This is a genomic window from Cyanobium gracile UHCC 0281, from assembly GCF_034931305.1.
GTDB classification, from domain to species: domain Bacteria; phylum Cyanobacteriota; class Cyanobacteriia; order PCC-6307; family Cyanobiaceae; genus Cyanobium; species Cyanobium gracile_A.
In genome coordinates, this window is the sequence record NZ_JAYGHY010000072.1 from 1 (window position 1) to 12,065 (window position 12,065).

10 protein-coding genes and 2 pseudogenes are annotated in these 12,065 nt (G+C 71.1%); 9 read left to right on the forward strand and 3 right to left on the reverse strand.

Features of this window, described 5'->3' with window-relative positions:
• Together VB739_RS14825 and VB739_RS14830 are read left to right on the forward strand one after the other, a co-directional pair.
• Positions 1 to 346, forward strand: a pseudogene (locus tag VB739_RS14825) (hypothetical protein); the annotation flags it as partial.
• Between the two features lie 56 nt (positions 347 to 402).
• Positions 403 to 1,785, forward strand: a complete 1,383-nt coding sequence (locus VB739_RS14830) for a hypothetical protein (RefSeq protein ID WP_323357803.1) — start codon at positions 403 to 405, stop codon at positions 1,783 to 1,785.
• On the opposite strand, the gene VB739_RS14835 is transcribed toward VB739_RS14830, so the two are convergent.
• Positions 1,682 to 2,668 carry a hypothetical protein gene (locus tag VB739_RS14835; protein WP_323357804.1) on the reverse strand — a complete coding sequence of 329 codons (987 nt, stop codon included), beginning with the start codon at positions 2,666 to 2,668 and terminating at the stop codon, positions 1,682 to 1,684. The genes VB739_RS14830 and VB739_RS14835 overlap by 104 nt on opposite strands.
• A 71-nt stretch (positions 2,669 to 2,739) precedes the next feature.
• On the opposite strand from VB739_RS14835, the gene VB739_RS14840 reads away from it, so the two are divergent.
• Positions 2,740 to 3,195: a hypothetical protein gene (locus tag VB739_RS14840; RefSeq protein WP_323357805.1), complete on the forward strand. Its 456-nt coding sequence runs from the start codon at positions 2,740 to 2,742 to the stop codon at positions 3,193 to 3,195.
• A 13-nt stretch (positions 3,196 to 3,208) separates the two neighbouring features.
• On the opposite strand, the gene katG is transcribed toward VB739_RS14840, so the two are convergent.
• The gene (gene katG, locus VB739_RS14845; RefSeq protein ID WP_323357806.1) at positions 3,209 to 5,431 is read right to left on the reverse strand and encodes a catalase/peroxidase HPI; all 2,223 of its coding nucleotides are present in this window, start codon (positions 5,429 to 5,431) and stop codon (positions 3,209 to 3,211) included.
• 172 nt (positions 5,432 to 5,603) lie between these two features.
• Between katG and VB739_RS14850 the strand changes: the two genes are divergently transcribed.
• The 3 genes from VB739_RS14850 to VB739_RS14860 are packed head-to-tail and all read left to right on the forward strand — an operon-like array spanning position 5,604 to position 8,512.
• Positions 5,604 to 6,128 carry a hypothetical protein gene (locus tag VB739_RS14850; RefSeq protein ID WP_323357807.1) on the forward strand — a complete coding sequence of 175 codons (525 nt, stop codon included), beginning with the start codon at positions 5,604 to 5,606 and terminating at the stop codon, positions 6,126 to 6,128.
• 13 nt (positions 6,129 to 6,141) lie between these two features.
• The gene (locus VB739_RS14855) at positions 6,142 to 7,557 is read left to right on the forward strand and encodes a glycoside hydrolase family protein (RefSeq protein WP_323357808.1); all 1,416 of its coding nucleotides are present in this window, start codon (positions 6,142 to 6,144) and stop codon (positions 7,555 to 7,557) included.
• Positions 7,558 to 7,567: 10 nt separating this feature from the next.
• Entirely contained in the window at positions 7,568 to 8,512 is a 945-nt protein-coding gene (locus tag VB739_RS14860; RefSeq protein ID WP_323357809.1) for a calcium/sodium antiporter, read from the forward strand.
• 27 nt (positions 8,513 to 8,539) lie between these two features.
• Here VB739_RS14860 and VB739_RS14865 read toward each other — a convergent pair whose 3' ends face one another.
• Entirely contained in the window at positions 8,540 to 8,959 is a 420-nt protein-coding gene (locus VB739_RS14865; protein ID WP_323357810.1) for a hypothetical protein, read from the reverse strand.
• 155 nt (positions 8,960 to 9,114) lie between these two features.
• On the opposite strand from VB739_RS14865, the gene VB739_RS14870 reads away from it, so the two are divergent.
• From VB739_RS14870 to VB739_RS14880, 3 genes and pseudogenes are all read left to right on the forward strand, one after another.
• Positions 9,115 to 9,450 (forward strand): hypothetical protein, encoded by a 336-nt coding sequence (locus VB739_RS14870; RefSeq protein WP_323357811.1) that lies wholly within the window; start codon positions 9,115 to 9,117, stop codon positions 9,448 to 9,450.
• Between the two features lie 19 nt (positions 9,451 to 9,469).
• A complete protein-coding gene (locus VB739_RS14875; RefSeq protein ID WP_323357812.1) occupies positions 9,470 to 11,176 on the forward strand; it encodes a solute carrier family 26 protein in 1,707 nt (568 codons plus the stop codon).
• Positions 11,173 to 12,065, forward strand: a pseudogene (locus VB739_RS14880) (bifunctional NADH dehydrogenase FAD-containing subunit/selenide, water dikinase SelD); the annotation flags it as partial. The gene VB739_RS14875 and the pseudogene VB739_RS14880, both read left to right, overlap by 4 nt.

The window sequence follows — 12,065 nt, forward strand, 5'->3', positions numbered from 1 at the left end:
GGGGCTCTACGACGGCCTGCTGGCCCTGGCCCCGAGTGCGGGGGGCCGGGTGAGCCGGATCGCCGTGCTGGCCGAGCTGGCCGGCCCCGAACGCGCCCTGGCCGAACTGGAGGCGCTGGGCGCCGCCGAACCGGCCCTGCGGGAGCACCAGCCCTGGTGGGCGCTGCGGGCCCACCTGCTGCAGCGGACCGGCCGTGCCGGTGCGGCCCAGCAGGCCTACTGGCGCGCCATTGCCCTGACGGACGATCCGGCGGTGCAGGCGTTCCTGGGCCAGCGGGCCGCCGCGGCGGCCCCGGCTCCGCTCCCTGACGATCCCGGCGACCACCGGCATGCTGGGCGTCCCTGAGGCTTCGGTTCACAGCCGCCGCCCGCGGACGGTCCGTCGCCGGTGCGCCTGATCCGATGAGTGATCCCACCACGCCCCCATGGACCTGCGTCCGCGACGGCGCGCACGCCTGCACCATCTGGCAACGGGGCTGCCACGAGCAGGGCAACTACCTGCGGGTGTACGTGCCGGATGCCGCCGCCCGAGCGGAGCAGCCCCTGCGGGCGGTGCTCTACCTGCACGGCTTCGCCCTGTGCATGCCCTCCTTCTACGAGAGCCACCTGCTGGCCCTGGCGGCCGAGGGCTACATCGTGTTCTTCCCGGATTTCCAGCAGAGCGATTACCCCTCCCCGGCTCCCGGGGACCCCGTGCCGGCCTGGCAGGAGGTGCCCAGGGCGGGGCCCTGGACCGACACCGCGCTGCGCCTCGCCGGTCGGCCGGCGCAGGCCTCCGTGGGGCCGGAGGTGCTGCACCCGACCCTGGCGGCCCGTTATGGCGGGGGCCGGCGACTGGCCGGCGCCGTGGAGCCCCCCACCGTGGGGGACCTGCGCCGGGTCGTGTTCCCCCTGCTCCTGATCGAGCTGATCCTGGGGGTGATCGGCTGGTTCCGGCGCACCTACGCCAGGAACCTGAGCCACCTGCTCTGGACCGTGGCCATGAGCCTGGCCTCGCCGCCGAAGGCGTGGCTGGCCCAGGCCCTGGCCTTGGTGGAGGCGGGCTGGGATGATCTGGCCAGGGAGCGGGCCTACGCGCACTGGCGGCAGGCTCAGCCCATGGTCTACGGCTTCGGCCATTCCCTGGGCGGGCTGCTGAGCCTGAGCCTGCCCTGGGCGCTGCGTCATGAGCCGGACGCCCGCTTCCGGCCGCGGGTGATCGTGGTGGCCGATCCGGCCGCCGAGTCGGAGATGGGCATCCCCCGCTTCGCCATCTGGCTGCTGAGGCTGTTCGGCGCCCCCTTCAGCGCCGATCCCCTGCGGATCCGCCAGACCGGCCCCCAGCTCTGCCAGCCGGTGGCGATCCTGCACGGCGCGGACGACGACCTGGTGCCGCCGGCCCAGTGGGTGGGCCCGACGGATGGCGGCGGCACCAACTTCTCCGCCATCCACAGCAAGGCCAAGGCGATCTACTTCTCCTGCTCCAATCCAGACGGCAAGCCGCCGCTGAAGGCCTTCCACAACCAGGCCGTCACCTGCACCCGCTTCTACGACGATGCCCTGTTCGAGTTCTTCGGCGGCGTGAAGCACGGGGCCAACGCCTACAACACCGCCTACATCTGGCCCGGGGCCCTGGCCCTGTTCGGGGAGCAGGTGCAGCCGGCGGACCTCCTGGGGGCCCTGCCGGACCGTCCCTTCGCCATCACGACGGGGGAGCCCCCACCGCCTGACGCGGCCGGATCCCATAGCGACGGCGCACCTCCTCCAGGGGCTGGGGGAAGTCGTCCCAGGGATCCCAGTCGCTGATCAGGTCCCGGGTGACGCCGAGGCCGTGCTCCAGGCCGCGGAAGATCACCTCCGGATCCGCCTGGCCGGTCTCGGCCGCCGTCACCGGGGATGAGCTGATGCCCAGCTGGAACTGGGCCAGGGCGAACAGGATCGTGAAGAAGGGGTCGTTGCGGCCGAAGCCGGCCTGGAAGCCGAGCACGCCGCACTCTTCGCTCGCCGTGGTGCCGTAGCCGCCGAGCACGTGGCAGCAGTCGTGGCGCACCACCGGGGGCGGCGGCCCGCCCAGCTCGCCGGGAACGCTGAAGCCGTTGGCATCGATGAAGGCCAGGTAGGCGCGGCCCAGGCTGCCCTGGGGCAACGCCGCCAGGGCTCGATAGCGCCCGGCGAGGGCGGGATCCTCCTGCTTGAGCAGCGCGCGGGCCATCTGCAGGGCGCCGGCGGGGCCCTCATCGCGCAGGTAGGCCGCGGCGGCCCCCCGCTGGAACCCCCGCCGGACGATGTCGAGGCGCACCAGATTGAACTGGTGCTCGAGCACGTGGCGGAAGGCCTGCACCGGGGCAGCGTCGATCTGCAGCGCCCGGGCCGTGGCCGCGAGCCGGGCCAGGCGGGCCTCACCGGGGTCATCCTCGAGCAGGGCCAGCACGGTCATGCCGCGCAGGATCCGCTGGCGCCATTCGGACTCCGGCACCGCTGCGGCCAGCTCGGCCGGCTCCAGGGGCTGGAGCGATTCCAGGGGGATGGGCAGGCGGATCAGGTGATCCCGGATGGCGCTGATCGTGCGCAGGGCCATCGGGCTGGGGGGGCCGTCGAGGCTGGCGATCGCCAGCAGGCTGGCCAGACCGGCCCGACCGATGGCCTCGTGCCGCTCCGGCGGGGGCTGCAGGGAGTGGAGAGGGCCCATGGCGCAGGAGGGTATCGCTGAGAAACTACCCGGATCCCCCTCTCCTGCCCGGCCCCGGCCGGCCTGCGCCGATGCTCGCGCTACTGCTGTTGGCTCTGGAGGGAAGCGCTGTCACCGCCGCCCCTTCCGGAGGAGAATGTCTGGCCGCCATGGCCAGGGCGGAGACCTCGCTGGTGGCCCGCGGTGCGCGGGTGCAGGTGGTGCGCGGTACCGCCGACTCCCCTCACAACCCTCACACGGGCAAGGACACGGTGGTGTTCCGGCTGGATTCGACCCAGCCGTCTGACCAGGTGCAACGACGCACGGGAGCGGTGATGGTGATGACCAACGCCCCTCTTCAGGACGGCCTGGCCAAGGACCTCTTCTCCGCCTGCCCGCAGCTGGTGGAGGTGACCTTCAATATGGCGGGAACGGACGAAGCCACCACACTGTTTCGGGGAGCGGATGGCTCGCTGCTGCCGGGGGTCTGCTTGGAGATCGGGATTTCGGACACGTGGCCGACGTGGGGGGAGCTTTATTGCCCCTGAGTCGCCAGTGGGCTCACCCCAGCTCGAACCGGTCCAGGTTCATCACCTTGGCCCAGGCCGCCACGAAGGCCTTCACAAAGTGCTCCTGGGCGTCGGCGGAGGCGAACACCTCGGCGATCGCCCGCAGCTGGGAGTTGGAGCCGAAGACCAGGTCCACCCGGGTGGCGGTCCACTTCAGGTCGCCGGTTTCCCGATCGCGGCCCTCGAAGGTTTCCTCGGCTTCGGAGCTGGCTGTCCAGGTGGTGCCCATGTCGAGCAGGTTGACGAAGAAGTCGTTGCTGAGGGTTTCGGGGCGCTCGGTGAACACGCCGTGCCGCGACTTGCCATGGTTGGCCTCCAGCACCCGCATCCCGCCCACCAGCACCGTCATCTCAGGGGCGGTGAGGGTGAGCAGCTGGGCCCGGTCGAGCAGCAGCTCCTCAGCCGAGGCCGCCAGGCCCGGCCGGAGGTAGTTGCGGAAGCCGTCGGCCCGGGGTTCGAGCACGGCGAACGCGGCCACGTCGGTCTGCTCCTGGGAGGCATCCAGGCGCCCGGGGCTGAAGGGCACCTCCAGGGCGTGGCCGGCCCGCCTGGCCGCCTCCTCCACCGCGGCACAGCCACCCAGCACGATCAGATCCGCCAGTGACACCTGCTTGCCGTTGTGCTGCGCGGCGTTGAACGCCTGCTGGATCGCCCTGTAGACCTCCAGCGCCCTGGCCAGCTTGGCCGGCTGGTTCACCTCCCAGTCCTTCTGGGGGGAAAGGCGGAGGCGTCCCCCGTTGGCGCCGCCGCGCTTGTCGGAGCCGCGGAAGCTGGCGGCCGCTGCCCAGGCCGTGGCCACCAGCTGGGAGATGGGCAGACCCGCTTCCAGGATCCGGACCTTGAGGGTGGCGATGTCGAAGGCATCGACCAGGGGATGGTCGAGAGGGGGGATCGGGTCCTGCCAGAGCATCACCTCCTTCGGCACCAGGCTGCCCAGGTAGCGGGAGCGGGGGCCCATGTCGCGGTGGATGAGCTTGAACCAGGCCCGGCGGAAGGCTTCCGCCAGCTGGTCGGGATGCGCGTGGAACCGCCTGGAGATCTCCAGGTAGGCCGGATCGACTTTCAGCGCAAGGTCGGTGGTGGCCATCATCGGCGCGTGGCGCCGGGCCGGATCGTGGGCATCGGGCACGGCATCCGCCGCCGCCGGATCCGTGGGCTTCCACTGCCAGGCGCCGGCGGGGCTTTTCTCCAGTTCCCACTCGTAGCCGAACAGATTCTCGAAATAGCCGTTGTCCCACTGCACCGGGTTGGCGGTCCAGGCGCCCTCCAGGCCGCTGGTGATCGTGTCGTCGCCCTTGCCGCTGCCGAACAGGTTGCGCCAGCCCAGGCCCTGCTCGGCCATGGTGGCGCCCTCGGGCTCCGGGCCCACCAGGTCGGGGTCGCCGGCACCGTGGCACTTGCCGAAGGTGTGGCCGCCGGCGATCAGGGCGACGGTCTCCTCGTCGTTCATCGCCATGCGCTCGAAGGTCTCGCGGATGTCCCGGGCAGCGGCGAGGGGGTTCGGTTCGCCGTTGGGTCCTTCGGGGTTCACGTAGATCAGGCCCATCTGCACGGCACCGAGCGGGTCCTCCAGCTCCCGCTCGCCGCTGTAGCGCCGGTCGCCCAGCCATTCGGTCTCGGGGCCCCAGTCGATGTCGCTCTCGGGCTCCCACACGTCCTCGCGGCCACCGGCGAAGCCCATGGTGTTCAGCCCCATCGCCTCAATGGCGCAGTTGCCCGCGAAGACGATCAGATCGGCCCAGGAGAGGCTGCTGCCGTACTTCTGCTTGATCGGCCAGAGCAGCCGCCGGGCCTTGTCGAGGTTGCCGTTGTCGGGCCAGCTGTTGAGGGGCGCGAAGCGCTGGCTGCCCGAGCCCGCCCCGCCGCGGCCGTCGTGGATCCGGTAGGTGCCGGCGCTGTGCCAGGCCATCCGCACGAAGAACGGCCCGTAGTGGCCGTAGTCGGCCGGCCACCAGTCCTGGGAGGTGGTCATCAGGGCGAAGAGGTCCTGCTTCAGGGCCTCCAGATCGATGCGTTGGAACGCCTCGGCGTAGCGGAAGCCGGCCCCCATGGGATTGGCCAGGGGCGAGTGCTGGTTGAGGATCGCCAGATTCAGCTGCCGCGGCCACCAGTCCCTGTTGGAGCGGGCCCCGGCGGTGGTGCCCCGCAGGGTGCCGTGCAGGAAGGGGCATTTCCCGCCGGTGTCGCCCCCGGCCTCGGTGGCGGTTCCTTCCATGGGCCGGATCAGCAGCGGTGCCAATTTTAGAACCGCACCATGGCCGAGGCTGTCTCAGCCATCAATCAGGGGTTTCTCCGGGAGAGGCGAACAGATCAAGAAAACGGAACACCCTGGGCCACCCCGGTGGGTCGCTTCAGAATGAAACGAGGTCGTGATCCGCGGTGCCCCCATGAACGCCCCCGTCCGCGCCGCTGCCGTAGCGACGACCGGGTTTCTGGAGGAATCCCCCGGCAACCGCTCCGCCATGCGGCTGATGTGTCTCCTGGCTCTGTTGGCCTCGATCGGCTTCGGAGCGATCACGATGATGCGCACCGCCCCGACGCTGACCCGGGACGCCAGCGGGCAGGAGACCCTCAGCTATCCGCCCCGGGACGACACCGGGATGGCCCTCACTTTCGTTTTCCTGCTGGGGGCCTTTGCGCCGAAGGTGGTGCAGAAGTTCGCCGAGCAGCGTCTCGGGGATCTCAAGGCCTCCGGCCTCGGTGAACTCCTGCTCGGCCATGCCGGCGGCTCCACCATCCCCACCCTGGCGGAGGATCCTCGCCTGCTGCAGCTCCGGCAGGAGCTGGAGAGGTTGCGGGCGGAGATCGAGCGCAGCCGCACCCCGATCCAGGTGACTCCGGCCACTCCCGTCACCGTGCCGGATCCGGCCCTGACCCCCCTGGAGCGGATCCGGCTGGGGGGAAGCCTGTGATGCCGAACCTCTGATGCCCTACATCACCGCCCGGGAGGAGGCGGGACTGAGCCCCAGCCCCGCCGCCGCCGATGCCGATTCCTTCGTGGCGGCCGGCTCCAGGATCGCTGTGGCCTGGGTGCGGCAGGCACCCGTTGAAGGACTGGCGATCGTGCGGCTGGCCGGCCGCTACACCTGCCCCGGTGGCGCGGCGCCGCTGTTGGACGGCGACCAGCGCTATCTCAATCCCGAGCGGTTCAGCATTCCCGACGACGCCTGGCTGCGGGCACCCGAGCCGGGTGAGATCCCCCCGGAGGTGGCCCAGCTCAACCACCACTACGAGGGTTGCCGGCTGCAGGCCTATCCCGATCCGCGCACGGGCGGGGAACCGATCACGATCGGCTGGGGCAGCACCTTCTACCAGGACGGCTCCCCGATCCGGCTCGGGGATGTGATCACCCAGGAGCAGGCCGACGCGCTCTACGAGCACAACTGCCGCGAGCGCTTCTGGAAGGTGCTCGAGGCCACGATCCCCTTCTGGGCGGAGATGGGGGATTGCCAGCGGGCCGCCCTCTGCAGCTTCGCCTACAACAACGGCGCCCGGTTCCACGGCGACGGGTACCACGACACCCTCGACCGCCACCTGCGGGAACGCCGCTGGTCGGCCGTTCCCGCGGCCTTGATGCTCTATCGCAATCCCGGCGAGACGGTGGAGGTGGGGCTGGGCCGCCGCCGACGGGCCGAGGGGCTGGTGTGGGGCGGCATGGAGCCCGCTGTGGCCTGCGCCCAGGCGGAGCGGGAGATCCGCACCCCAGCCGACTGCGAAGCCTGGGAGCAGCGGCTGAAGCAGGAGGCCGCCGGCCCGGCCCCGGTGGCAAAGGCCCTCACGGCCCCGCCACCCGCCACTGCTGCCGATCGCCCCGTCGACCTTCCCGGCCTGGTGGGTCCGAAGAAGACCCCCCAGGACTTCGGCTTCAGCGTTACCGACAGCCATGTGGTGGTCAATGACCTCAGCGAGACGGCCCGGGCCTTCGACGCGGAGGGTCGGATGCTGTGGGAAATCCCGGCGCTGGCCCGCGGTCAGGGCCGGGAGGACCAGTACCAGGACACGTCCACCGACACACCACCGGGGATCTACCGCATCGCCAAGAAGGTCTACCGGGATTACGAGCAGGACCCCAGCCCCACCTACTCCGCCGACCGCCGCAGCTATGGCTGGTACAGCTTTGATCTGGAGGATCTGGAGATGCAGGAACGGCGTTTCGGCCGCGCCGGGATCATGATCCACGGCGGCGGCAGCGCCTGCGGCTGGCCCGGGGCCTGGGCGCCCCGCCAGCCCCTGCACGCCACCCTGGGCTGCGTACGGCTGCACAACCAGGATCTGCGCGACAAGCTGCTGCCGCTGGTGGAGCAGGGCACGGTCTACGTGTCGGTGTATCAGGAGGCCTGAGCCGGCACCCATGGCCATCGCCGACTACCTCAGCCTCGGCCACGGCGCCCTGGCCGCCGGCGTGGGTGGCGAACTGTTCGTGCGCGGCTCGGTGGGTCTGGCCCACTGGGCCCGCCTCTCACCGGGGATCATCGGCGCCACCGTGGCGGCGTTTGCCACCTCGAGCCCGGAGCTGTCGGTGGCCACCACGGCGGCCCTGCAGGGCAAGCCCCAGCTCGCCCTGGGGGATGCCCTGGGTAGCAACGTCGTCAACGTGGCCCTGATCCTGGCCCTCACGGTGGTGGTCTCGGGCTTGCGCCTGCCGGCGGAAAGCACCCGGCGCGACCTGCCGGTGGCCCTGGCGGGCCCGATCCTGACCGGGCTGCTGCTGCTCGACGGCACCCTCTCGCGCTTCGACGGACTGGTGCTGCTGGGGGTGTTCGCCCTCTGGATGGGGCGCGTGCTGCTGGAGGTGCGTCAGCAGCGCAGCGTCGCCGAGGAGATCCTGGGGGAACAGCGGGGCTGGTTGGCGGTGCTGCTGTGCGCCGCCGGCCTGGTGCTGCTGCTGGTGGCCGGCCGGCTGGTGGTGGCGGGTGCCAGGTCCATCGCCCTGTCCTTCGGCATCGATGCCTTCCTGATCGGGGCCACCCTCGTGGCGATCGGCACCTCCATGCCGGAACTGGCCACCTCCGTGGTGTCGAAACTGCGGGGCCATGACGAGGTGGGCCTGGGAACGATCCTCGGCAGCAACATCTTCAACAGCCTCTGGGTGGTGGGGGTGGCCGCGACGATCGCGCCGATTCGCGTGCCTGGGCCTGAGGTGGAACTGGTGCTCGGCTTCGGCATCGGCGCCCTGCTGGTGCTGATCCTGCCGAACGGATCGGGTTTTCTGCCCCGCTGGCGCGGCTGGCTGCTGCTGGCCCTCTACGGCGGCTACGTGATGGCGATCCTGCGCGGCCGGATGCCCCACGGCTGAGGGTCCGCGGCCACCGGTTCCCACTCGCTATTTCCTGGACAGCTCGATAGTGATGGCGGCGCTGTCGTCACCGACTTCGGCGTACTGGCCCAGGATCTTGCCGTCGACGAACCTGCCGTGGAACTGGCCGTCCTCGTCGGTGATGAGGATGTCGCCGTTGGATCCGATGACGCCGTTCAGCTTCTCCTTCTGCGGCGGCTCGCCTTCCCGGGTGTACTCCTTGAAGCCGGCGAAGCCCTGGCCCTCGGCGGCCTCAATGACCACCGTCTGGTTGTCCCAGGTGACCGGTTGGCCGCGCTCGAAACCGGCACCCGTCTGGGCCCAGGTTCCCTTGAGGTCGGCGGCCGCCGGCACCTGGGCGGAGGAGTCCGCCCGGCAACCTGCGCCCAGGGTGATGAGGGCGGCCGCGCCGACGACGGTGAACGCGGCGGAGATCCTGAAGCGCATGGACCTTCCCCGGCAGTGGAGTGAACCACCGTCACCGTATCCAAGCCGTCGCCTGTCGCCCCCGATCGGCTTCACCAACCGTGCCCATGCCCAACGGCTGGGGTTCTGGGTTCCCGGGGTGCCCCTACCGTGACCGAATCAGCCTGGCAGCGGCCATGTCCCATCGTTTCGCCGTTCTGCTCCTGGGGCTGCTGGTGGCCACGCCCGCCTTCGCCAACTCCCAGCCGAAGGCGGAGGAACTCAGCCCGCGGGAAGAGTTCATGGTGCTGGTGGGCGTCGGCTCGGGTTACATGAGTGCGCTCTGCAATCTGGAGAGGGGCGGTTACATCACCGTCGCCACCCGCGCCAAGCTGGCCAAGGATCAGCTGAGCGTCATCAGTGGCGATCCCTCCACCAAGAACGACCTGGAAGGAGTGCTTGCCGGCATGAAGGGCACGGAGGAGGACAAGGACATGTGCTCCTCCGAAGTGCTGCCGCCGCGCAACAAGTGATCGTTGCCGAGGCCGGGTGATGGAGCTTCGCCAGGGCCTGGCCAGGGTGATGCCGGGGCTGGCGCAGCTGCTGGGCTACCGGCGGAGCTGGTTGCGGCCGGATCTGCTGGCGGGTGTCACCGTGGCCGCCTATCTGGTGCCCCAGTGCATGGCTTACGCCGAAGTGGCGGGGCTGGCGCCGGTGGCGGGCCTGTGGGCGATCCTGCCGCCCCTGCTGCTCTATGCCGTGCTGGGGTCTTCACCCCAGCTCTCGGTGGGGCCCGAATCCACCACGGCGGTGATGACCGCCGCCGCCATCGGGCCGATGGTGGCGGGTGATCCGGTCGCCTATGCCGGCTTCTGCAGCCTGCTGGCCCTGCTGGTGGGGCTGGTCTGCTGCGTCGGCGCCTGGGCCCGGCTCGGTTTCCTGGCGGATCTGCTGTCGAAGCCCATCCTGGTGGGCTACCTGGGCGGCGTGGCCCTGATCATGATCAGTGGCCAGCTGGGCCGGATCAGTGGCGTGACGCTGAACGCCGACGCGCTCCCCGGCCGGTTGGTGGAACTGTTCGGCCGGCTGGGGGAGATCCATGGGCCCACCCTGCTGCTGGCCCTGGGGGTGCTGCTGTTCCTGCTGCTGGTGCAGCGCCGCTTCCCCCGGGCCCCGGCACCCCTGCTGGCGGTGCTGCTGGCCATGGCGGTGGTGGCGGTGGGGCACCTGGATCAGCGGGGCGTGGCCGTCATCGGCGCCATCCCGGCCGGGCTGCCCCGGCCGACACTGCCGCCCTGGGTCTCACCGGATCAGCTCCGCTATCTGCTGACGGCGTCGGTGGGCATTGCCCTGGTGGGTTACTCCGACAACGTGCTCACGGCCCGGGCTTTCTCCGCCAGGGGCGGCTACCGCATCGATGCCAACCAGGAACTGCTGGCCCTGGGGACCCTGAACCTGGGCAATGGCCTGATGCAGGGCTTTCCGGTGAGCAGCAGTGGCAGCCGCACCGCCATCGGCGATTCCCTCGGCAGCCGCTCCCAGCTGTTCTCCCTGGTGGCCATGGCCGTGGTGCTGGCGGTGCTGCTGTGGCTGCGGCCGGTGTTGGCCCTGTTCCCCACGGCGGCCCTGGGGGCGATCGTGATCTATGCCGCCCTGAGGCTGATCGACATTCCGGAATTCCTGCGGCTGCAGCGTTTTCGCCCCAGTGAATTCCGGCTGGCCCTGATCACCCTGGTGGGGGTGCTGCTCACCGATCTGCTCATCGGCGTGGGGCTGGCGGTGGGGCTGTCGGTGATCGACCTGTTCGCCCGGCTGGTGCGCCCCCATGACGCGGTGATGGGGATCGTGCCCCGCCTGGCGGGCCTGCACGACGTGCGCGACTGGGAGGGAGCCCGCACCATTCCCGGCCTGGTGCTGTTCCGCTTCGATGCCCCCCTCTGCTTCGCCAATGCGGAGCATTTCCGCCAACGGGTGCTGGAGACGGTCGCCAGCGAGCCCCAGCCTGTGGCCTGGTTCGTGCTCAACGCCGAAGCCATCGTGGAGATCGACATCACGGCGGCCGACGTGCTCGAGGAACTGCACCGGGAGCTGAGCGCCCGGGGGATCACGTTCGGCCTGGTGCGGGTCAAGCAGGACCTCTATGCCCAGCTGGAGCGGGCCGGTCTGGTGGAGCAGATCGGGGCCCGGATGTTCTTCCCCACCCTGCCCACCGCGATCGCGGCGTTCCAGGGGCGGGCCACCCCGGTGAAGGGCCCATGAGCTCCGCCGCCGAGCGTCACCAGCTGGTCCTGGCGGGGGGCGGCCACAGCCACGTGCTGGTGCTGCGGCGCTGGCTGATGCGCCCCCGATCCCGGCCGCCGGGCACCCGCATCAGCCTGGTGAGCCGCCATGGCACCGCCCTCTATTCGGGCCTGTTGCCGGCGGTGGTGGCCGGGCTGGAACCCCGCGACGCCGCCGCCATCGACCTGCGCCGCCTCTGCGGCCTGGCCGGGGTCTCGTTTGTGCAGGCGGAGATCACCGGGCTGGATCGGGCCACCCGGGAGCTGCACCTGGCCGGGCGGCCACCCCTGCGCTTCGACCGGCTCAGCCTCGATGTGGGCGCGGTGACCGCCACGCCGGGGCAGGCGGTGGCGGTCAAGCCGCTGGAGCCCTTCCTGGCCTGGGCGGATCAGTGCAGCGCCGGCGAGCCACTGGTAATCCGGGGAGGCGGTGCCGCCGCCGTGGAGCTGGCCCTGGCCTTCCGGGCTCGGGGCCTGGTCTGCCGGCTGCAGCTGCGGGGCGAAGCCCTGCATCTGGGCTCGGCCGCGGCGAACCGGGCCGGCGAACGGCTGCTGGCCCAGGCCGGCATCCCGATCCAGCGCCATGCCCCATCCATGGCCCCGGCCGATCTGGCCTGCACCGGCAGCCGCGCCCCCGCCTGGCTGGCGGTCGCCGGCCTGCCGGTGGACCCCGAGAGCGGCCGGGTGCTCACCCATCCAAGCCTCGAGGTACTCGACCAGCCGGGCCTGTTCGCCAGCGGCGACTGCGGCCTGATCGCCGCCGATCCCCGGCCCCCCTCGGGGGTGTGGGCGGTGCGGGTGGCTCCGGTGCTGGCGGAGAACCTGCGCCGCAGCCTGGCCGACCCCCGCCGGTCGCTGCGGCCCTGGCG

Excerpts from the sequence above, each read along its gene's own strand:
- VB739_RS14830 (WP_323357803.1), top strand. The coding sequence starts at position 403 with ATGAGTGATCCCACCACGCCCCCATGGACCTGCGTCCGCGACGGCGCG.
- VB739_RS14835 (WP_323357804.1), bottom strand. The coding sequence starts at position 2,668 with ATGGGCCCTCTCCACTCCCTGCAGCCCCCGCCGGAGCGGCACGAGGCC.
- VB739_RS14840 (WP_323357805.1), top strand. The coding sequence starts at position 2,740 with ATGCTCGCGCTACTGCTGTTGGCTCTGGAGGGAAGCGCTGTCACCGCC.
- katG (WP_323357806.1), bottom strand. The coding sequence starts at position 5,431 with ATGGAAGGAACCGCCACCGAGGCCGGGGGCGACACCGGCGGGAAATGC.
- VB739_RS14850 (WP_323357807.1), top strand. The coding sequence starts at position 5,604 with ATGAACGCCCCCGTCCGCGCCGCTGCCGTAGCGACGACCGGGTTTCTG.
- VB739_RS14855 (WP_323357808.1), top strand. The coding sequence starts at position 6,142 with ATGCCCTACATCACCGCCCGGGAGGAGGCGGGACTGAGCCCCAGCCCC.
- VB739_RS14860 (WP_323357809.1), top strand. The coding sequence starts at position 7,568 with ATGGCCATCGCCGACTACCTCAGCCTCGGCCACGGCGCCCTGGCCGCC.
- VB739_RS14865 (WP_323357810.1), bottom strand. The coding sequence starts at position 8,959 with ATGCGCTTCAGGATCTCCGCCGCGTTCACCGTCGTCGGCGCGGCCGCC.
- VB739_RS14870 (WP_323357811.1), top strand. The coding sequence starts at position 9,115 with ATGTCCCATCGTTTCGCCGTTCTGCTCCTGGGGCTGCTGGTGGCCACG.
- VB739_RS14875 (WP_323357812.1), top strand. The coding sequence starts at position 9,470 with ATGGAGCTTCGCCAGGGCCTGGCCAGGGTGATGCCGGGGCTGGCGCAG.